The sequence below is a fragment of the Marinifilum flexuosum genome (assembly GCF_003610555.1).
Classification (GTDB): Bacteria; Bacteroidota; Bacteroidia; order Bacteroidales; family Marinifilaceae; genus Marinifilum; species Marinifilum flexuosum.
This window is the reverse complement of the sequence record NZ_RAPQ01000008.1, coordinates 2,227,068-2,248,576: the sequence shown is the minus strand read 5'-3', so window position 1 is coordinate 2,248,576 and position 21,509 is coordinate 2,227,068. Positions and strand designations below refer to the sequence as shown.

The 21,509-nt window shown below is 36.3% G+C and carries 22 protein-coding genes; 18 read left to right on the top strand and 4 right to left on the bottom strand.

Annotation, left to right across the window (positions count from 1 at the left end):
* The first annotated feature begins 98 nt into the window (after positions 1 to 98).
* From BXY64_RS09090 to BXY64_RS09065, 6 genes are all read left to right on the top strand, one after another.
* Positions 99 to 692: a hypothetical protein gene (locus BXY64_RS09090; protein WP_147375955.1), complete on the top strand. Its 594-nt coding sequence runs from the start codon at positions 99 to 101 to the stop codon at positions 690 to 692.
* A gap of 134 nt (positions 693 to 826) precedes the next feature.
* The gene (locus tag BXY64_RS09085; RefSeq protein ID WP_120239559.1) at positions 827 to 1,276 is read left to right on the top strand and encodes a hypothetical protein; all 450 of its coding nucleotides are present in this window, start codon (positions 827 to 829) and stop codon (positions 1,274 to 1,276) included.
* A gap of 293 nt (positions 1,277 to 1,569) precedes the next feature.
* Complete coding sequence (locus BXY64_RS09080) at positions 1,570 to 2,142, top strand: GNAT family N-acetyltransferase (protein ID WP_120239558.1); 573 nt, start codon at positions 1,570 to 1,572, stop codon at positions 2,140 to 2,142.
* Positions 2,143 to 2,199: 57 nt separating this feature from the next.
* Entirely contained in the window at positions 2,200 to 2,448 is a 249-nt protein-coding gene (locus tag BXY64_RS09075; RefSeq protein WP_120239557.1) for a hypothetical protein, read from the top strand.
* 291 nt (positions 2,449 to 2,739) lie between these two features.
* Entirely contained in the window at positions 2,740 to 3,117 is a 378-nt protein-coding gene (locus BXY64_RS09070; protein ID WP_120239556.1) for a DUF2200 domain-containing protein, read from the top strand.
* Positions 3,118 to 3,547: 430 nt separating this feature from the next.
* Positions 3,548 to 4,090 carry a GNAT family N-acetyltransferase gene (locus tag BXY64_RS09065; protein WP_120239555.1) on the top strand — a complete coding sequence of 181 codons (543 nt, stop codon included), beginning with the start codon at positions 3,548 to 3,550 and terminating at the stop codon, positions 4,088 to 4,090.
* Between the two features lie 22 nt (positions 4,091 to 4,112).
* On the opposite strand, the gene BXY64_RS09060 is transcribed toward BXY64_RS09065, so the two are convergent.
* Entirely contained in the window at positions 4,113 to 6,458 is a 2,346-nt protein-coding gene (locus BXY64_RS09060; RefSeq protein ID WP_120239554.1) for a TonB-dependent receptor, read from the bottom strand.
* Between the two features lie 273 nt (positions 6,459 to 6,731).
* On the opposite strand from BXY64_RS09060, the gene BXY64_RS09055 reads away from it, so the two are divergent.
* The 9 genes from BXY64_RS09055 (at position 6,732) to BXY64_RS09015 (ending at position 15,858) form a co-directional block, all read left to right on the top strand.
* Positions 6,732 to 7,451, top strand: a complete 720-nt coding sequence (locus tag BXY64_RS09055; protein ID WP_120239553.1) for an ion transporter — start codon at positions 6,732 to 6,734, stop codon at positions 7,449 to 7,451.
* 217 nt (positions 7,452 to 7,668) lie between these two features.
* Positions 7,669 to 7,872 carry a sulfur carrier protein ThiS gene (thiS, locus tag BXY64_RS09050; RefSeq protein ID WP_054721763.1) on the top strand — a complete coding sequence of 68 codons (204 nt, stop codon included), beginning with the start codon at positions 7,669 to 7,671 and terminating at the stop codon, positions 7,870 to 7,872.
* Positions 7,873 to 7,961: 89 nt separating this feature from the next.
* The gene (gene thiC / locus BXY64_RS09045) at positions 7,962 to 9,764 is read left to right on the top strand and encodes a phosphomethylpyrimidine synthase ThiC (protein WP_120239552.1); all 1,803 of its coding nucleotides are present in this window, start codon (positions 7,962 to 7,964) and stop codon (positions 9,762 to 9,764) included.
* Positions 9,748 to 10,395: a thiamine phosphate synthase gene (locus BXY64_RS09040; protein WP_120239551.1), complete on the top strand. Its 648-nt coding sequence runs from the start codon at positions 9,748 to 9,750 to the stop codon at positions 10,393 to 10,395. The genes thiC and BXY64_RS09040 overlap by 17 nt, the downstream gene beginning before the upstream one ends.
* Positions 10,376 to 10,984, top strand: coding sequence for a thiamine phosphate synthase (locus BXY64_RS09035; protein WP_120239550.1), 609 nt, complete (start codon positions 10,376 to 10,378; stop codon positions 10,982 to 10,984). Before BXY64_RS09040 ends, BXY64_RS09035 begins: the two co-directional genes overlap by 20 nt.
* Positions 10,977 to 11,753 (top strand): thiazole synthase, encoded by a 777-nt coding sequence (locus BXY64_RS09030; RefSeq protein WP_120239549.1) that lies wholly within the window; start codon positions 10,977 to 10,979, stop codon positions 11,751 to 11,753. Before BXY64_RS09035 ends, BXY64_RS09030 begins: the two co-directional genes overlap by 8 nt.
* Before the next feature lie 17 nt (positions 11,754 to 11,770).
* Entirely contained in the window at positions 11,771 to 12,883 is a 1,113-nt protein-coding gene (gene thiH / locus BXY64_RS09025) for a 2-iminoacetate synthase ThiH (protein ID WP_120239548.1), read from the top strand.
* Positions 12,884 to 12,887: 4 nt separating this feature from the next.
* Positions 12,888 to 13,592 carry a HesA/MoeB/ThiF family protein gene (locus BXY64_RS09020; RefSeq protein ID WP_120239547.1) on the top strand — a complete coding sequence of 235 codons (705 nt, stop codon included), beginning with the start codon at positions 12,888 to 12,890 and terminating at the stop codon, positions 13,590 to 13,592.
* Between the two features lie 133 nt (positions 13,593 to 13,725).
* Positions 13,726 to 15,858: a tetratricopeptide repeat protein gene (locus BXY64_RS09015; RefSeq protein ID WP_170150622.1), complete on the top strand. Its 2,133-nt coding sequence runs from the start codon at positions 13,726 to 13,728 to the stop codon at positions 15,856 to 15,858.
* A gap of 52 nt (positions 15,859 to 15,910) precedes the next feature.
* Here the strand turns inward: BXY64_RS09015 and BXY64_RS09010 are convergent, their stop codons facing one another.
* Positions 15,911 to 16,264, bottom strand: a complete 354-nt coding sequence (locus BXY64_RS09010; protein ID WP_120239545.1) for a DUF1971 domain-containing protein — start codon at positions 16,262 to 16,264, stop codon at positions 15,911 to 15,913.
* A 138-nt stretch (positions 16,265 to 16,402) separates the two neighbouring features.
* Positions 16,403 to 17,701 carry a hypothetical protein gene (locus BXY64_RS09005; RefSeq protein WP_211334442.1) on the bottom strand — a complete coding sequence of 433 codons (1,299 nt, stop codon included), beginning with the start codon at positions 17,699 to 17,701 and terminating at the stop codon, positions 16,403 to 16,405.
* Positions 17,702 to 18,001: 300 nt separating this feature from the next.
* On the opposite strand from BXY64_RS09005, the gene BXY64_RS09000 reads away from it, so the two are divergent.
* The 3 genes from BXY64_RS09000 to cobA all read left to right on the top strand — a co-directional run bounded on the left by BXY64_RS09000 (position 18,002) and on the right by cobA (position 20,144).
* Positions 18,002 to 18,433 carry a hypothetical protein gene (locus BXY64_RS09000; RefSeq protein WP_120239544.1) on the top strand — a complete coding sequence of 144 codons (432 nt, stop codon included), beginning with the start codon at positions 18,002 to 18,004 and terminating at the stop codon, positions 18,431 to 18,433.
* 14 nt (positions 18,434 to 18,447) lie between these two features.
* On the top strand, positions 18,448 to 19,278 hold the full coding sequence (locus tag BXY64_RS08995) for an NAD(P)H-binding protein (RefSeq protein ID WP_120239543.1): 831 nt from the start codon (positions 18,448 to 18,450) through the stop codon (positions 19,276 to 19,278).
* 89 nt (positions 19,279 to 19,367) lie between these two features.
* Positions 19,368 to 20,144 (top strand): uroporphyrinogen-III C-methyltransferase, encoded by a 777-nt coding sequence (gene cobA, locus BXY64_RS08990; RefSeq protein ID WP_120239542.1) that lies wholly within the window; start codon positions 19,368 to 19,370, stop codon positions 20,142 to 20,144.
* Positions 20,145 to 20,226: 82 nt separating this feature from the next.
* Here the strand turns inward: cobA and BXY64_RS08985 are convergent, their stop codons facing one another.
* Positions 20,227 to 21,276 carry a hypothetical protein gene (locus tag BXY64_RS08985; RefSeq protein ID WP_120239541.1) on the bottom strand — a complete coding sequence of 350 codons (1,050 nt, stop codon included), beginning with the start codon at positions 21,274 to 21,276 and terminating at the stop codon, positions 20,227 to 20,229.
* Between the last annotated feature and the right edge of the window lie 233 nt (positions 21,277 to 21,509).

Sequence of the window (21,509 nt, the reverse complement as noted above, 5' to 3'; positions counted from 1 at the left end):
GATTCTATAGCAATCCATTGGTAAGATTTAAGCATACGAGGACAGTCATATCATAGCGAAAAAACCACTCCCCCAATTCGAAATTTATTAAAAAAACCATGAAGCAAAGCATACTTACACTCTTGTTCTTGAGTCTTCTGTTTAGCATTAATTCTTTTGGACAGAATGCGAAGTTTGAATCGGTCAACGCAATGCAACAAAGCTTGATTAATGATTTAAGCTCTACATTTCGAGATACAAGCATTTCATTCGTTATCTCCCCTTTGGTCACACAACCAATCAGTTTTTCGGACCTGGACATTCCGTATCTTGTCGAGAAATATGATTTTTGTGAAGAACAATTCATAAAAAAGCCGATTGACACGCTACTGATAAATAGCAATAAATACTTCAAGCTTATTGAACAGGATTCATTGCTTAAATACAACAACCTAGAGTTTGAAGTCGATACCTGCCTTAAAAAGGGAATTGATCCATTCCAATCTCCAATATTGTATTACGTTGAAAGATATTACAACAAAGGTGGTATCTGTTATTTTTACAAGCCAGTATTCTCACAAAATGGATCGTATGCAATTGTTGAATATTGGACTCATTGCGGTTTTTTGTGTGGTTGGGGTGAATTGGTTTTAATGAGAAGGATAAAGCAAAAATGGAAAATAATTGAGACCATAGTGGTTAGTGAGAGCTAAGCTTCCCTGATGGAGTGATCCTATCGCATTCCATTGTAAAATTGAACCACAAAAGGATAATCTTGCGTTAGCAGTTTTATGCAAATCTATAATAGAACCAATGTGTAAGTATTAAAAAAAGAGCAATTAATAAGATGAATAGTAAGCAAACAATATTAGTTTCATTGGGTATTGTCATCCTGAACAACTTGATAGGACATTTTTTTGCTCCTTATGGAATAATTTTAACACCTATTGTAGTTAGCATACTTGCTATTCTAATTTGCCTCAAGAATAAGGGATTAAATCCAATTTTAAAGAGTCTAATTCTAACCTCATTAATTGCTATACATGACATTGGTATAAAATTGTTTGCAGGAGGTCAGCACGATTATGAAGGATTAGGATTTATTCATGGGATACTTTTTATTGGATTGATTCCTACATTTATAATACTTATAACGAGTATTGTAAAAGATAAAGAATCCTCAATATTAAATAAGATAATAGCTATTTTACTGTTTCCATTAATTATCTACTTACATTTAGAATTGTTTGGGGAATTGGGTATTGGTAGATATTATTGGTACGGTTGGAATGGATAATCCCTTAGCTGATTTGAGATTCCATTGGTAAATTTTAACCACATGAGGAGACTCTTGCAGTAGCGCCTCTCTCCCCTCACCCAGCTTAAATAAATAGGATGCCTTTGGAATGGCTTTATTGTTTTGTACATTCACATGCAGAAACATAATAAGTGTAAAATACTTTTCAATTTGGGTAGATCAATACATTTTATTTCAAAGATATAATCGTAATAAGTACAATTGCATCTATTTATACATTAGTGGTTATTATAAATGAGCAAGAATAAAAACAATACTAAACTACCATTTCAATGATAAATGCTCGAAGAAATGATATTCCCCTGTTAATAAAAATTTTAACTCCTCCTTTTTCTGCTAACCTAAGTGTAAATCGTTGCGTAAAGCAAGATGACAAAAGATTGCAGCGGATTGAGAATCAAATAAGATATATCAGTAAAATTAGTATCAGAAATAATTTTGCTTTTGTGAACACTACAAAGACAGGTGTAGTGTTATGTAATTTATCAAATGGCAAGAAGGCTAATATTTTGGATGATCTATATTTTATATTTAAAGTTTCTGGATTAAAGTTAGGTCTGCAACTTTTAAAACGTGAGAAAATGTTGAAGCAATTACATCCAAAATCAGATTATTGTCATTTGTGGTTTATTGGTGTTGAAAATTCTTCTCAAGGAAGTGGTATCGGAACAAAAATGATAAAGTTTTTAAAACAAACATGTCAGGAAAAAGGACTACCGATTTATTTGGAAACATCAAATCCGGATAACTTAAAGTTTTACGAAAAAAATGGATTTAAGCTCTACAAAACAGTAAAACTCCCAATGGATGATTTTGAATTGTATCTCTACTCTTGGGTTCCGTAAAAGTAATTGAAGAGCTAAAAATGAGATAACAACAAGCGCCAACACACTACAAACAATATGACAAACATACAAAATACACCACTGGATTATTCAGATAATCGGATTTGGGTATACTTCGAATTAGGAGGAAGTAAAGACATTGCATCAAATTACATTCTTAGCCAATTAGATTTTATAAGCCAAGAACAAATCACTAAGGTAAAGTATGGATTCAATCTTTTTATATGCAATCAACAAATTCCAGAAGTAGTAAGAATACTCGAAAAAGAAAATCAAGCCATCTATCAAATTATTAGAATCGACTAATACGAAAATGTATTTTTGAGATTCTCACTTTCGCACCTCCATATTGTCCCTGCTAATGCAAGATTCTTTCGCACTCCACCTATAAAATTTTACCACAGGATATGATGCCTTTGCAGTGATCCTATTGTTTTGTAAATTAACAGGCAATATTCGCACAAATAGTTATTGATTTAAATACAAATCCCTTAATATGAAACGAACATGTAAATTTTAATCTTAAAAATTACACATAGGCTAATGATTAAAATTTCTTGAGAGTTCCATGTGACAACTAAAAGAAAATTGAAACACATGAAAGTCACCGCCAAAAAGAATGAACAAGTTGCCAAAATGATTTTTGCATCCATTTATCCACTTTACCTGAACAGGTTGGAGAAGAATGGCCGAACCAAAGAAGAACTCAACCAGGTAATAGAATGGTTTACTGGTTTTGATGAACAGAAACTGCAAGAACTTATTGATGAGAAGGTAACATTTGAAACCTTTTTTCAAAGAGCTAAAATACATCCCAATGCACACATGATTAAAGGAGTTGTTTGTGGCTATCGAATTGAAGAAATAGAGGATGAATTTGAAGTGTATAGACAATGCAGACGTATGGAAAAGCTGATTGATGAATTGGCCAAAGGTCGTAAAATGGAGAAAATTCTGCGAGAAGAGAAGAAATAGTATTGATTCTAACAAAGGATAAAATTCTAAAGCTCGGCTCTGTACGATTTATTGTGGGTAATTAATTATTATCTACCTTTAGCTTATTCTACTGACCAAAGTGGGCATTGGAAGGTCAAGCTGGTTAGACGCGGAAAAATTTTTAGTAAGACGGGGTAGCTGATCCCGAAATCGATTTTGTAAGCATTTGAGAAGCAAATGCAACAAAAATCATAATCGGGAGAAGATCACCCCGACGCACTTAAAGTTTTCAAGTATAAATAGTTTGAGCTTACACGCCCTAGATTTTTTGCATCCTTTTTCATCAATGGAAAAAGGATGAGCCATGCGGCTTGAGCAAATATAAAGTTTAGATAATGAATAATATTATCATTTTATTTTGCGATTGATTTGATTACCCATAGTATTCAATATAGAACCTAAAGCTCTTATGTACTTAAACAACTCACTAACAAAACGCCTGCAAATAAAAGCTCTTAGTCATGAAGATGACAGAAAATGGGAAGCATTTTTTATCAACAACCCATCTCTTCCTTTTCTGGGTATCGACCTAAGTCTAACACCCGAAGAGCAAGCCAAAAGCTGGATACAATATCAGCTGGACAGGTATGAATCGGGACGATATGGTCATCATGTCTTGCTAAAGAAGGAATCTGGTGAGTTTATTGGCCAATGTGGATTGCTCACTCAAGAAATAAATGGCGAAGAGGTTCTCGAAATTGGTTATCACATTCTACCCAAGTACTGGGGGAATGGATTTGCTACCGAAGCAGCCATAAAATTTAGGGATTATGCATTTGAATCCAATTTGTGCGAAGGCTTGGTTTCCATTATTGATATCAGGAATACTGCTTCGCAAAAAGTGGCTGAGAAAAATGGCATGAAAAGAGGTTCTCAAGTTTCTTACCATGGCTTGGAGGTGTATGTTTACGAGATTACAAGAGAGGAATGGCTATGTCTGAAAGGAGCATAAATGTAGATACAGGATGATAGCATTAAAAATCAATCACAATACCAATGGTAGGAATTGGTGATCCTTCCTCTTCTACCACCTGCTCCAAACTTCTTGGATCTGCGATCTCTCCATTCTCATCTCTTGCCAGAATGTACTCAGGTGCTTCGGGTGTTTTATGCTTTAGAAGGTTTTGTATCTCCAGGAAAAATTCAAGGGATAGCTTCTTGAAGTTGTACTTTTTATCGATTCGTACATCCAACTCGCTGAAAACACCCAATTTGTCCTCTCCCATTCGACTGTAATCCAAAACTATTTCGGGATAGCGATTCAATGTTTCATCCAAATTGGTTGGCACAATTGGTGTTTCGCCTGCAAAACGGTAACGCGCACTAATTTCCCAGTTTTTCTTGAGTTTGTATCCTCCTGTAAATGACAACAAGTGACGGCTGTCCCAAACTGATGGCAAATATTTACTGCGATCGAATCCTGTAAACTCACTATAGAAAAAGGTATAGGCAAACAATCCATAGAAGCGCTTGCTCAGCTTTTGCTGAAACTGCAATTCCAGTCCATAACTTCTGCCCTTTCCTACTGTTTCAACCGCTTCGTTACCCAATACCTCAAAATCGGCACCTTTGTTGGCCAAGGATACCTGATCTGCTATGGATACCGGATAATCCTCATACTTCTTGTAAAATGCCTCTAAACTAATACTGGCTGCTGGTCCTAGTATTCTTTCCAGTCCAAGCACAAAGTGATCGCTTCTGGTGTAGTCTGCATCTTTGTTCACAAAGTTTCCATTTTCCTGGTATCCCAGTATGGTATAAGGTGCAATTTTGTAATACCTTCCCACCGAAGCTTTCAATTTCCAATCATCCACAAACTCGTAAGATAAAGCCATTCGAGGCGATAAGGTCGAAAGCAAAGCGTTTCCTTTGGTAAAACTGTCTCCATCCATGCGCAAGCCGAAAGAAAGATCCATTCGTTCATCAAGAAAGCTTCGCGTAATGTTGACAAATCCACCATACTTCATGAAATCAATTTCGGTTTCGTAGGCATAATTGTCGTTCAAATCAAAGGTTTTGTTTTCGTAATCGCTGTACTGCAGATTCAAACCAGTTTGAAACTTCCAATCCTTTTTAAAGCTTGTTACCGCCCAACGAAGTTTGGTTTCCTGCTCGCGCGAATCATTTCTAAAGTACAGACCGCTTTGATTTCGATTGTCTTCATAACGCGAGAAATCGTTCTTTAAGACATTATTGCTGATACTGGTCTGCATAAAGCCTTTGCCTGTCTTAAATCGCTGTCTCCAACTTAATCCAATGGTGTTGCTTTGCTGCTCGATAAAAGGAGCTTGCTCCAGTATCGATAATTCATCTCCTTCAATGTCTCCACTGTCATCTACAGCAAAATCGTCAATCGATCCCAATCCAATCAAATTTATGGTATTGTATTTGTCAATTCTGTGTGTGACTTTGTATTGGTAATCCCAATAGTCGGGACGTATTGGCAATCCTATCAATTCGAATAAAAACTGAAGGTAAGACCTTCGTACTGAGATCATGTAACTGGTTTTACTCTGATCTTTTTCCTTTTTAAACAATGGACCTTCATGAGTTAAGGCAGCCTCGCTGGCACTCAAGCGAAAGTTGGTGTGATAGGAAGATCGGCTTCCTTCCCGCTGACTGAATTGCAGTACTCCGGATAGTGCATTGTCGTACTGACTGCCAAATGCCGAGGTCGAAAGCATTACATCATCAATAAAGGATACATTCAACATGCCAACCGGACCGCCCGAGCTTCCCTGTGTGCTAAAGTGATTGATATTGGGAATCTCTATTCCATCCAAATAATAAACCGATTCGTTGGGTGCTCCTCCGCGAATGATCAGATCATTTCGAAAACCTCCCGGCGATGGAGATATGCCGGGAAATGTTTGTGCAACACGCACCACATCATTGTTTCCTCCTGGATAGGTGGCAATTTCAACCGCTGATAAAGTTTGTGTGGAAAGTGGGGTTTCCCTGGGGCGTGTAATCTTATTCTGATTGGAAACCGTTACTTCCGAAAGATTGGTTAAGGCCTCTTCCAGAATAAAATTATACTCCTGGTTTCCTACTGATTTGATATCAATATTGTAACGCGTTTGCCCTTTGTATCCCAAATAACTTGCCACCAAGTTATAGGATCCAGGCTTTACTTTGGTAATCTGGTAATATCCATTCTCATTGGTAATAGCACCTTGCGTTGTATTTTCAAGATAAACTGATGCACCAATTAGTACCATTCCTGTTTCATCTGTAACATATCCTGTAAGTTCCACAAAAAGTTGAGCAGACAAGTCGAAAGAGATTAGAAAAAAGAGTAAACTTAGGATCCGTTTCATCTGTTTATAATTTTCTTTTAGTTGTCAAATAAAAGCCGCAATATCAAAATAATCATGCTTATTTCATTTGGACATATTAACCGATTGTACTATCTGATAAAACAGTTTTTCTTTGCTGTTTGTTCATAGCATAACGAAAAATACCTAAGTTAAGCAATTGTAACATGATTTGCGCAGTATGATTTCCTGGAATTGAACTGTTTCTTTTATTATTTTGCATATCTTCCTCTTCTCAAAATTAAATCATCATCTGGTAAAAAATTCTATTTCATAATGAAGGAAACAATTAGAAATATTGTAGAAGATAACACAAGCAAACGGGGAAAAATATTCGACTATTTTATTCAAACTCTAATTATGCTTTCGCTGATTTCATTTTCAGTGGAAACATTGCCTAACAATTCTCCTCATGTAGTAAAGTTTCTGGAATATTTTGAGATCTTCTGTATCATTATATTTTCGGCTGAATACATCCTTAGAATTTTGGTTTCGAAACGACCACTTTCTTACATCTTCAGTTTCTATGGAATTATTGATCTATTAGCCATACTACCTTTTTACCTTAGAGGAACTTTGGATTTTAGAGCAATTCGTGCATTCAGAATCTTTAGAGTGTTCCGAACATTAAAGTTGATACGATACAATAGAGCTTTACACCGATTTCATATTGCAGCTAAAATTGTAAAAGAAGAAATCATTCTGTTCTTTATCGTAACAGGTATCTTAATATTTTTATCTGCAGCAGGCATATACTTTTTCGAAAACGAGGCCCAACCCAAAGTATTCGCTTCGGTATTTCATAGCTTGTGGTGGGCCATTGTTACTCTTACCACAGTTGGCTATGGAGATGTTTACCCGATTACTGCAGGAGGTAAGATTTTTACATTTTTTGTATTACTAATTGGTGTAGGTGTTGTTACGGTTCCGGCTGGTTTGGTAGCTACATCCTTATCCAAAGCAAGAGAAATTGAAGAAGAGGAAAGAATAAAATAAATAACATTTTATTCTTCTGAATATCACCATAATAAAATCACTTCAATAATTTTTTCAATCGTTTACAGTAGAAATTCAAAATATTTCATTTAAGTTTGTCAACATTATTAACAAGGGGTGCCTGTAACGGCTGAGATTATACCCTATGAACCTGGGCAAGTAATGCTGCCAAGGGATGTATGTATCTCCTGTTTCTACTCCTGTAATCTTTTTTGAAATGAACATTTTTTGTAATGGTAATCCAATTGCTTTGGATGATTGTGCTTCGTTGTTTACACTTTTATCGGTGACTGAATACGTGGATCAAAAAGGTATTGCAGTAGCAGTAAACAATTGTGTAGTGAAAAAACAGGATTGGGAATCTCACCAACTTCAGGAAAACGACAAAGTTTTGATTGTTTCGGCTACAAAAGGTGGATGATTCCAGGTTTCACTGCTTAAACTTTCAATATTCTTCTGTCGCTTAATTGCCTCTTCTAATGCAAGAAGAACAATTAAATTCATAGAAGATTGAAAACAAAAAACATTACTCAGGGTAGTTTTCCAAACTCCCAAAAAATCTATGTAAAAGGTAAAATCCATAACATAGAAGTGGCAATGCGCGAAATAGAATTGGCAGATACCACGGATAAAAATGGAAATGTAATCAAGAACCATCCGGTTACGGTATATGATACCTCAGGTCCTTATACGGATGAAAATATTGAGGTAAATCTTGAAAAAGGATTACCAAAACTTCGTAAACAGTGGATTCTTGATCGTGAAGATGTAGAAGAACTTGATGGACTGTCGTCGGATTATGGACGCATGCGTTTGACGGATGAGAATCTGGATCATTTGCGCTTCGATCATGTAAGCACCCAACCATTAAAGGCAAAGGAAGGAAAGTATGTATCGCAATACTACTACGCCAAGAAGGGAATCATCACGCCTGAAATGGAGTATGTTGCCATTCGTGAAAACCAACGAATCGATGAGATCAAGGAAAAATACGCTCAGCACAAAGGTTGTCCCATGGGTGCTCAGATTCCTGAAACCCACATCAGTCCGGAATTTGTTCGCGATGAAATTGCGAAGGGACGTGCCATTCTACCTGCAAACATCAATCACCCCGAGGCAGAACCAATGATTATTGGCAGAAACTTTTTGGTAAAAATCAATGGAAACATTGGAAACTCTCCTACTACCTCAAGCATTGAAGAAGAGGTTGAAAAAGCAGTTTGGGCATTCCGCTGGGGCGCAGATACCATTATGGATCTATCTACTGGTGAGAACATTCACGAAACCAGGGAATGGATTGTAAGAAACAGTCCGGTGCCAGTAGGAACCGTTCCATTGTACCAGGCACTTGAAAAAGTGAATGGAAAGGTTGAAGATCTAAGTTGGGAAATTTACAAAGACACTTTGATTGAGCAGTGCGAGCAAGGTGTAGATTACTTTACCATTCACGCAGGTTTGCTTTGGAAACACATTCCAATGACCATTCACAGAACAACAGGTATTGTTTCTCGTGGCGGATCGATTCTTGCGAAATGGATTCTACATCATCACAAAGAAAATTTCCTTTATACTCATTTTGAGGACATCTGTAAGATTTTAGCGAAATATGATGTGGCAGTTTCTTTAGGGGATGGATTGCGACCAGGTTGTTTGGCCGATGCCAACGACAAAGCACAATTTGGAGAATTGGAAGCCTTGGGACATCTTACCAAAATTGCTCGTGAAAACTTTGTACAGGTTATTATTGAAGGTCCGGGGCACGTACCAATGCACATGATCAAGGAAAATATGGATGAACAGTTGGCACATTGCGACGAAGCTCCATTCTACACCTTAGGTCCTTTGGTTACTGATATTGCCCCTGGTTACGATCATATTACATCAGCAATTGGAGGTGCAATGATTGCCTGGCACGGTACCGCCATGCTATGCTACGTAACTCAGAAAGAGCATTTAGGACTTCCGAATCGCGATGATGTAAAAGAAGGGGTTATCACTTTTAAACTAGCTGCCCATGCAGCCGATCTGGCCAAAGGATTCCCCGGAGCTCAGTATCGAGACAATGCAATGAGTAAGGCGCGTTTTGAATTCCGTTGGAGAGATCAATTCTCATTGGCCCTGGATAGCGAAAAAGCCATGAAATTCCATGATGAAACCCTTCCGGATGAAGGATACAAATCCACTCACTTCTGCTCCATGTGTGGAGAGAATTTCTGTTCGATGCGTGCTACCATGGAAGTTCGTGAATTGGCAGAAAAGGCTCAAGAAAAAGCCAAGGAGTTTGAGCAATCTGGTAATGAACTGTACAGCTAATACAATGGAGCTAATTTTGATTTCACATCCTGATTTTTTTAAAGGGGAAACCGTAATTGTTTCCTCTTTACTGGATCGTTATAACTTCACCTTTCATCTTCGTAAACCTAAAGCTTCGGAACAGGAATTGATTGATTACCTGGATGAAATCCCGGAAGCGTTGCATGCAAAAATTGTATTGCACAACGAAATAGAAGTCTTTTCAAACTTCAAGCTGAAGGGAATACATTTCTCGGGAGCAAAAAGAGAGCATGCAAAACAATTGGCAACAGGTATCCGAAAAGGAACCTCATGTCATTCCATTCGGGAAATCAAATCCTTAGGCAAGGTATTCGACTATGTTTATTTGAGTCCGATTTTTGAAAGCATTTCAAAACCAGGATACCAGGGAAATCTGAATATGGAAGAAATTAAAATGTTTCTGAAAGAATCCAGACCAATCCAAATCTATGCACTTGGAGGTATAGAAACAAGCAATGTATCAACAATAAAAGAATTACAATTCGATGGGCTTGTTGTATTGGGAGCAGTTTGGACGAGAGATCCATTTAAAAATCAAGATTTGATATCATCAAATTTCAGAGAAATACATTCAACAATCCATAATTTATATGAAAAGAGCAATTCCTAAAATTCAATACATAACACAAGATCATTCAAAATTATCTCATTCTGATCAAGCGCGCCTGGCTTTTGAGCAAGGCATGGAAGCTGTTCAAATCAGAATGAAAGATAGTTGTTCGAATGACATATTAAAGGAAGCTACATTGGCTCTACAATATGCCGGGCAGTTCGATCGCACTTTAATCATTAACGATTCCATAGAAATCGCAAAGGAAATTGGTGCTCATGCTGTTCATCTTGGCCTGAATGATACGTCTATTGATGAAGCTAGACAAATTTTAGGTGATGATATCATCATTGGAGGAACTGCCAATACATTCGAGGATATCCTTTTGCAAAAATCTCGTGGTGCAGACTATGTTGGACTAGGCCCATACAGACACACCACTACCAAAAAGAATTTAAGTCCTATAGTGGGAGTTGATGGATACAAAGAAATCATCAAACAGATGAATGAAAAGAAGATCCATATTCCAATAATTGCCGTTGGTGGAATCCTATTGGATGAAATTGAAATGCTAAGCAAGGAAGGACTATATGGAGTTGCCATTTCTGGAGCTTTATTAAAAATACTAAACAACCAAACTCATGAATAATTTAAAATTAGGAGATAAAATATTCAAATCTCGTTTGTTCACAGGAACCGGAAAGTTCAGCTCAAACGAAATCATGAAACAAGCCATTACAGCTTCCGGATCGGAACTGGTAACCATGGCACTAAAAAGAATAGATATTGAAGATGCTAATGACAACATGTTACAGCATTTAAATATTCCTGGAGTTAATTTACTGCCAAACACCTCTGGAGTGCGAAATGCAAAGGAAGCCATATTTGCAGCTCAATTGGCACGAGAAGCGCTGGAAACCAACTGGCTTAAATTGGAAATTCATCCCGATCCCAAATACTTACTTCCCGATGGAGAAGAAACTTTAAAAGCAGCCGAAGAATTGGTAAAACTAGGATTTCATGTTTTACCCTATGTACAAGCTGATCCTGTTCTTTGTAAAAAACTGGAAGAGGTTGGAACTGCAGCTGTAATGCCTTTAGGGTCTCCAATTGGGTCAAACAATGGTCTGCAAACCATCGATTTCCTAAAAATCATCATTAAACAAAGCAATGTTCCCGTGGTGGTTGATGCGGGAATTGGGGCTCCATCGCATGCTGCTGCAGCTATGGAAATTGGTGCCGATGCAGTACTGGTAAATACCGCAATTGCTGTTTCTCCAAATCCAGTTGAAATGGCTAAAGCTTTTAAAATGGCAGTTGAAGCTGGTAGAATGGCTTATGAAGCAAAATTAGCGGAACAATCAGTTGGTGCCAATGCCAGCAGCCCTTTAACTGCTTTCCTTGAAAATTTGGATTAACCTATTAAGTGCTTAAAATGAGTTTCTACAACGAAATACAAAAATACAATTGGGATGAAGTAAAAAATCAAATCTATTCCAAAACCGAAGCAGATGTAAAACAAGCTTTGGAAAAGGAAAAAATAGATTTAAATGATTTTCAGGCACTCATCTCCCCTGCTGCATCTGCTTATTTGGAGACAATGGCACAAAAAAGCATGCAGCTTACACAAAAGCGATTTGGCAAATGTATTCAGATGTACATTCCATTGTATATCTCGAATTCCTGCACCAACACATGTGTTTACTGTGGATTCAATCACAAGAACAAATTTGATCGCAAAATACTTAACTCGAAAGAAATAAAGCAGGAAGTCAAGGAAATCAAGAAGCTGGGTTTCGAACATATCTTGCTTGTGAGTGGCGAAGATCAGAAAAACTGCGGGTGCGATTACATAGGGGAAATGATGGATAACATTAAGGATCAATTCTCGTTGATTTCGCTTGAAGCACAACCGCTGTCAACTGATGAGTACAAGAAATTAACTCATAAAGGATTGAATACGGTATACATCTACCAGGAAACCTATAACGAATTGAATTACAAAAAATACCACCCTGCTGGTAAAAAATCGAACTATCAATATCGATTGGAGACGCCAGACAGATTAGGTCAGGCCGGAGTTCACAAAGTGGGATTGGGTTGCCTCTTGGGATTGGAAGATTGGCGTGTTGATACTTTCTTCACAGCCCTTCACCTTCAATATTTGGAGAGAAGCTATTGGAAAAGTAAGTATTCTATTTCTTTTCCAAGACTTCGTCCTCATGCAGGTGGATTTCAGCCCAATTACGAAACAAGGCAAAAAGATTTGGTACAACTGATAACCGCCTATCGCCTCTTTAACCATCAAGTGGAGATCTCATTATCGACACGTGAAAGCGAAGAGTTCAGGGACAATATGCTACAACTGGGTGCTACATCATTTAGTGCCGGCTCTAAAACCAATCCGGGTGGATATTCGAACAAGGAAGAATCATTAGAGCAATTCTCAATCAATGATGATCGTAGCCCTTCTGAAATTGCAGAAATGATTCAATCCAAAGGATATGAAGTAGTTTGGAAGGACTGGGATAATTTTATGCAACTGTAACCATATGAACGAAATTCAAAGAGAACGATACAACAGGCACATCATTTTGTCAGAAATTGGCGAAGAAGGTCAAAAGAAATTGCTGGATGCAAAAGTATTGGTGGTTGGAGCAGGTGGATTGGGTGCTCCCATTCTCCAGTACCTTGTTGCTGCAGGCATTGGAAACATTGGCATTGTTGATGCCGATACGGTTAGTTTATCCAATCTGCAAAGACAAATCCTTTACCGTGAAAATGAAGTTGGTAAATCAAAAGCTAAGCAAGCCAAAGCAACATTAAATCAATTGAATTCCGATGTGAAAATATCATACTATCCATTCATGCTGGATGATGATAATGCAGATGAAATCATCTCTAAATATGATATTGTAGTTGGTGCTACAGACAACTTCAAATCCAGAAAATGCATCGATAAAATCACAAAAGCTCAAAACAAAGCTTTCGTTCATGGATCAATTGGAGAATTCGAAGGACAGATTGCTGTCTTTAATTACAAAAATGGTCCTTCCTATTTCGATTTGTTCCCTGACACTCCCAATGAATCCAATTTACCATTGGGTGTTATTGGAGTTTTACCAGGAATAATCGGGAGTATGCAAGCCTGCGAGGTAATTAAAATCATCCTGGAAATTGGAGAAGTTCTTTCTGGAAAATTATTGGTTTACGATGCACTAACACACGATACTAACATCATACAGTTTTCAAATTAATGCCTGATACATGCAATCTTCTGGGAAACAATAATCCTGTCATTGAAGATTGCATGTTAGATTTTCTTTAAAAATACTTAAACCAGTTGTCGATATTTGCGTATAGCTATATTAATATCAAATGCTGGTTTCTATGAATAAATTATTACTACTGTTTCTTTTTATAGGATTAAGCTTTTCAAATTTTAGCGAAGCTCAAAATAAAGTTGATAGCCTGAGTAAGCTTCTCTCCTTTACAAAGGATGACGAAGAAAAAGCTCACATCTACAGCCAGTTAGCTAAAGAATATTATTACAAAGATTTGAACAAGCTAATATTCTATGCTAAAAAAGCTGATTCTTTGGCTGCAATATATGAAATAGATTCCACAAGAATAAAAGCACTTAATGACTTGTGTTACGCCTATATTAATTCAGGAAACAGGAAAAAGGCAATAGAATGTAATAATAAGGCACTCATCCTATCAGAGAAGACTGGTTTGAAAAAAGAAATGTTATATACAACCTTCTTTAAAGGATATTATTATTACTCGGGAGGTGTAAGTGATAGTTCCCTTTTCTATCTAAACAAAGCATATAAGGGAGCACTGAATATTAAGAATGCAGCTTTACAACTTAAATGTTTAAACTCCATAGCGGCCAACTACTTAAATCAAGGGAATTATAACGAAGCATTGGCCAATTTCACAAAAGCCTACAACATTGCGGATAGTACTAATAATAAAAAGCAACTTACCAATCTATCTCTAAATATTGGAACAACTCTACTTTACAATGAAGATCTGAATCGTGCAATAGACTATTTCAAGAAGGTGATCTCCTTATCAGATTCAACTGACATTTCAATTGCCTATGCTACTGCCTACAATAATCTTGGAGCATGCTATAGTCGAATGGCAGATCATGAAAAAGCCATAAGTTACTTCGAAAAAGCATTGCCTGCATTCATAAAAATTAATAATCGTTTTCAAATTGCTCAAACATATGCAAACCTGGGTCAATCTAACTACCTTTTAAATAATGTAGAGGATGCAAATTATTACCTAAATGAAGCTGTTAAGATTAACCGGGAAAACAATTTATCCAACCAGCTTATTGTCAATTTAATTATTCTGGCCCGCTTACAAATTAATAAAAAGGAGTTTGCCAAGGCAAAAGAATCATTGCAAGAAGCCAACGAACTAAGCAAAACATATAATATCAATTACAATAAAAGTGATTTATTAAAAGCTTACAGTTATTATTATTCCAGCATAAATAAATTTGAAAAAGCCTTAGAGTATAAAGAGCTTGAATTGATTCACAGAGACAGCGTTTTCAATGAAAGTAAACAAAAGCAAATAACTGAACTGGAAACCAAATTTAAAACTCAGCTGAAAGAAAAAGAGAATGATAACCTAAAAAAAGATCTATCATTACAGCAATTAAACACTGCCAAACAAACACAAATTAGAAACTTTCTAATTGCGTTTGCCTTACTTGTAATGGTTTTAATAGGCATCCTTCTTAATAGAGCAAGAATTAAGAAAAGATCACATCAAATCATTGAACAACAAAAAAATGAGCTTGAGATCGCCAATAAAACAAAGGACAAGCTATTTTCAATTATTGCACACGATTTAAGATCCCCATTTAATACGATTATTGGGTTTAGTGATTTTCTCCATAGTGAATACAATAGCTTAAATGATCAGGAAAGAAAATTACAGATATCAGATATTAAAAATTCTTCTCATAGCGCATATAATCTACTGGAAAATCTTTTAACCTGGGCCAGAATACAACAAGGAAGCATAAAGGTAGAACCTGAAACTTTACCATTAAACAAGCTAATCGAAGCATCTGTTAACAATTACATAAGCTCGGCAAAATTGAAAGATATTGAATTGACTTATGAATACAATGATTTGATAAATGTTCATACAGATCAATATTCTATAGAATTGATACTAGGGAATCTTATTAGCAATGCCATAAAATTTACTCCTTTGGGAGGTTCCATAAGCATTTCAAGCGAAACACAAAATGATAATGCAGTTGTAAAAGTAAAAGATACAGGTATTGGTCTTTCGGATAAAGCTGCCGAAAAAATCTTTAAAAGCGGTGAAACTTATACGTCAACAGGAACCAATCAGGAAAAAGGATCAGGACTAGGTCTTGTTCTCTGTAAAGAATTTATAGAAATGAACGGAGGAGAAATATGGTTTTGTAATAAATCTCAGAAGGGTGCCTGCTTTGCATTTTCTCTCCCATTACATCAAAAATAGATAAATAAAAAGCCACTAAACGAGATTTAATGGCTTTCCTTTTGCCTTTTGATTATAGAAAATCTTGTCCAGGTCGTTTCTTTTCTTCCGGGTGCTTTACCTCAATCACCTTATCAAGTATGGTGTAAAATTCTACTCTAAACTTAACGGGTCCGGTTAGCACAACATGATGATATCGCTCTGGAAAAATCACAATCGGATGTTCCGGATCGGCATCCAATGCAGGTCCTTCCTCATCTTCCCACACATACTGACAATGCCCTTCTTCTACAACCAATAAACCGATTTTTCCTTTGGGAGCCAAATGAGATTTTAAAATAGCTGGCTTTACAGTTTCCTCTGTCATGCTAGGCGTACTGCCTACTTTGATTGCACCTTTTGGTAATTCTTCATTCTGGTAATTCATAAGTCTTATCTAAATTAATTCTTAATAACATCAAAACTAATACTAAAAACCAAACGTTCAAATACCTACTTATAGGGAGTATCAAAAAAAACGCCATTGAACTTCTTTCAATGACGTCTTTTAAATATTCTTTTACATCTATTTCAAGTTTGTTGGAACCTGAGGCGTAGAAATCAGATGTGTAAAAATCTCCCAACGTTTGTCAGGATTGGTTTCAACATCTCCTCTTTTCTCTACGTATTCTTTCACCAAATCTTGTCCCCAATTGTAGTTGATGATATAGCTACGATAGGTTTCAGGAAACCTGAAAGTAGACTCATGCGCTCTTCTTAAAGCATATTTTTCCATCCATTTGCCTGTTTCTTCTTTCGACCATTTGCCATCCAGATAGTTTCTCATGGCAGAAGTTCTGGCATAAGTCAACTCATGAGTTAATTCCTGAATTTGATAGTACAAATCAACTTTCTCAGTATCCAATCCTGCCAAAGGAAACAGAACTTCTTTCTCGAATTTCATTCTCTCCTCGCGAGGAAAAACAACATTAATACCATAATTAGCAGTTCCTTCGGCAATTAATGATTGAGGGCTAAACAAAGGATACACCGAAAACTCAACCCATCCTCTTTTCTTCACCAAATTACTTTCTAACAGCGAATTGTATACATGATGTCCCGGATATCCTTCATGACTTGCCAAGTCAATGGCTCTATCGATAAGAATCGGAAAATCGATATTAACCTGGATCAAGCTAAAGTTGTTCCCTTTATACCAATTGTAACCAGCCCAGGCTTTATCGGTAACATATTCCAATTCAAAATTTTCATTTTCAGGTAAAGTAATATGCTGTTTTGTTCTCTTGCGCGATTCTTCAATTGCAGCTCTAAAGACAGCATCAACTTTGTCTTTGGGAATTACAAAATCTTTTTGAAATTTGGACAAACGATCAATTAAACTTCCTTTTCCAGGCACAAGTTTTTCCAGCTCATTAATAATTTCTGCAAAATGCTCATCTTCAAAATCAGGAACTACAGCATCATATAATGCATCCGATTCTTCATTAAATGTAAATTTCTTTCCGGATAACATCTCTATTCTGGCTTTTACCGCAACAAATTGTTTTAAGAGATATAGCTTACGCAATTTCAACATTTCCTCTTTTTCAGAAACATCTATTGCCTTCACTTTTTCATTTAATTCATCCATGCGTTTCAAGAGTTCAGCAGAAGGAATTTCATCCAATTTTCGTTGCTCCACTTCTGTCTTCCATTCTTTTGGCCCATAATAAGCATCAACATACAATGGATCGTAAAGACCAATTTCCAAAACGGTTTTAGCGTAACTTTCCGCAACTTGGTTCATGACCAAATTTTCATCTGGTTTTTGTGCACAAGCAGCAATGATTCCGCCTAATATAACAAGTGATAATAGTTTCTTCATCTGTGAATTTTAAAGGTTATGATAGTGTTTATTTTAAGTATGAACCAAAATTAATAAAGCATTTGAAATATAAATAATATCCGAGTCACAGTTTTTTCTACTATTTTAGATCCTCTTATATCACTTATTAAAGATCGGGAGTTTGCTTAAAACTCTCATACAATTTAGATATAATGCCGATATATAATTTGTTAGCCATGGTAAAAACATCAAACAAGTTAAATAGATTAAATTATTTTGAAATGCATTTTTGCAGATAAGCTTACAAATTAACTATCGGTATTAAAAAACAAATACAATATGGACGCTATATTATTAAAGGATTCACTTACTACAAATGATATTAAAGATTTAATTCTGAAAGGAGTTATTGACATGGATATCAATCAAGATAAAAGAAACGAGATTGAAATTGAATCGAGTCAACTTGCAACAGCTTTTGTTGAAGCAATTAATTATCATACCAAAAATGGAAAAAGCAACGATTCAAGTTATGCATTTCAAATCGCGGTTAAATTCAACAATTTTACTGAAGAGTTTCGAAGAATCTTTGTAACAAATTATCAGAAAGATATTTTGGTTGGTTTTGGGATTAGTGCAATTTGGATGGGAATATTAAATGGCCTGGATGCTGAAAGCGGTATTATGCCAAATCATCCTTTTAAACGTGAAATTGCAAACTGTTTGGTTAGCATTACTGAAATTCTGGATGAAAATAAAACTCAAAACTAATCTCTTTTAAGAACATGACAGATAAATTAAACTTACCTCGAATTTCGGTATTAGGCTGCGGCTGGCTTGGTCTGGCATTAGCCAAACATCTTTCATCAAAGGGATATGATGTGAAAGGATCAGTAATGCAAGAAGAAAACCTGGAAGAGCTGCATCAATTTGGAATAAAAGGATATCAAATTGCATTCAATCCAGATCTACAAGTTTGCAGCGATGATCATTTTTTTGAAACTGATATTATTGTATCATGTATTCCTCCTAAAAGACGAGATGATATTGAAAGCTACTATCCCAAACAAATTGACTCACTAAAACAGGAAGCGCAAAAACATGGTGTGAAAAAAGTACTATTCATTAGTAGTACTTCTGTTTATCCGAACACGCTTGGCAAGGTTAGCGAAGAGCTTCAATTAAGTCCGGAAAAAGCCAGTGGCAAAGCATTAGTGAAGGCGGAAAAATTACTCACTCAATCAGATGATTTTGAAACTACCATACTCCGTTTTGGTGGATTAATCGGTTATGACCGCCACCCAGGAAGGTTCTTATCCCACAGAAAGGAATTAAGAAATGGTTCGGTACCTGTAAATCTAATCCACCAGGATGATTGTGTGAAGATTATATCTGAAATTATCAAACAAAATGTTTGGGGTGAAGTGTTTAATGCTTGTTGTCCTGAGCACCCAACTCGGAAAGACTTTTACCAAAAAGCAGCTCGTGCAGCCAACCTTCCCGAACCTGAATTTTTAGAAGAAGAACAAATGGCTTACAAATGGGTTGATTCATCCAAATTAATCAAAAGATTGAATTATAAATTTATTTACACAAGTCCTCTTGACACAATTTAAACTGAATTTACTTGAGGTTCTTTAAGAATATTCTACTTTTGTGATCCTATAAATTACAGAAATAGAATTGATCATATAAGAGAACTGAAATGCAACATAGATTGTACATTGTGGGAGCTGGGCCTGGTGATCCGGATTTGTTAACAGTAAAAGCACATAGAGTTTTAATGCAAGCAGACGTGGTGTTATACGATGCATTACTTGGAAAACAGATTCTTGAAATGCTTCCTGAAAGCTGTGAAAAGGTCTATGTTGGAAAAACTTATAAGGATAAGCAGGATCAGATACAACGAATGTGCAGAATCAATGCTTTAATGAAAGAGGGTGTTGAAGAAGGCAAACGTGTTGTTCGTTTAAAAACTGGTGATCCACTAATATTTGGTCGAGGAATTGAGGAAGTACGCTTTCTGAGAAATGAGAAGATTGACTATGAACTCGTTCCTGGCATTACTGCTGGAATTGCAGCTGCCAACCATTGTCAAATTCCAATTACCGAGCGTTCGATAAACCGCACCTTATTATTTTGCACAGGTACTACTCTTGATGGTGACATGAAACAGTTCGATGCAGTTTCAAGCATGATTCAATTGGGAACTCCTGTAATGATATACATGGGATTGAACAACCTTGGCAGTATCATCGACAAACTAATTGGCAATGGTGTGAAAGCAGACACTTCCATTTGTGCCATCTCGAAAGTATCTTATCCAGATGAAAAAATGCTATTTGGAAACTTAAGTAATTTCATGAGCAAACTTGAGCAATATCCTCTTGAAATGCCAACCATTATGCTTATTGGCGAAAATATAATGCCTATGCTCGAAGAGGCTGATGAATTGCTAAATCAATGTTCTGATTCTAATTAGTGATTCAATCAAACGACTCAGGTGAATGGCCTGAGTCAAAAAACATTTAAACTTCCCAAAATAAATACAGGCAATCTGCTTATTAAATGATATGATAATACATCAGTAGTAATATCGTACCTAATAATAATATATTGCTCAACAATCTACTTCCCTGATTTAGCAATACAATTACAAGTGCTTCTTTAGCAGGAAAAACACTCATTGCTGAAGGCAAACTTCTTCTTAAACTTCTTATGGGAAGTGAAATAATATTGCCCATTAACAAAGCTATCAACACATGCGAAGCCTGTAAGCTTCCTGTTTTTAAAAAGCCTGCTGCAACTGTAGCTGCACTTAAAATACCACCCAACATAGAACTTGCCACTGCAAGAGATTCCGGCGGAAAGTACTCTCTTAAACTTGAAGATTTAAACAAACTATCTGATAAATCGAAAAAACCAATTTCATTTAAAAAAGAGAAGAATAAAAACATCGGAATCGCAATCAGGAACATTCTTTTTACAACTAAGTAAGTTTTTTTGCGAGCTTTTTCTATGCTCACCCTCCAGGTATCAGCACTTCTCTCCTCTTTATCAGCTAGAATATCATTCTGAATATCATGAATCGGTTTGCTATATCTCGATGCCAACAGAGCTATAAAAACTACGAGAAAGCCTAATCCGAAAAGTAATCCAAAATAAGTGGCTCCCACCACTCCCACGGCTGCAATTGTAGGATACATGATTCGAAGACTATGATACAAATAACTCATAAAGGAAGTACACATGGCACTTACTCGAAGTTGTTTGCGACTCATCAGATTGTTTTCGTAAGCAGATGTGAGCATACTATTTGCAGTAACCAAAGAGAAAAATGAACTAAATATGGCAGTAGCAGAAACATTTGGAAGTTTGGCCCATCGGGTAATTGGACTGGTAAATCGCTTGATCAATTGTGACCAGTTTCTCTCCTCGATAAGATTACCGATAAAGCTGGCAATACTTGTGGTAATGATTATTTGTAAGGCTAATTTTAAATTGAATTCTAACCAATTTAAGGATGGAAGGTTGAAGCCAATGCCCAAAACAATTAGCACCACAACAAAGTACCATATCCAACTTAACAGTTTATTTTTCTTCTTTCTTGCCAAAGTTTTAATTTTTGCGCAAAGTAAAACATTATTATATACAATTCAATGCAAGTTTCGCCTTCCTTACTTCTTTTTGAACGAAAATTCTATCCAATAAACCATTTCCCCTATAAGGGCAGAAATTTTCCCTGCATACAGACAGAGCATTTCCCTGCATACAGGCAGAACTTTTCCCTCTAGGCAGGGAAAGACTCGGACTAGTACGTGAAAAATGTTTGGGAGTAAGGCCTAAA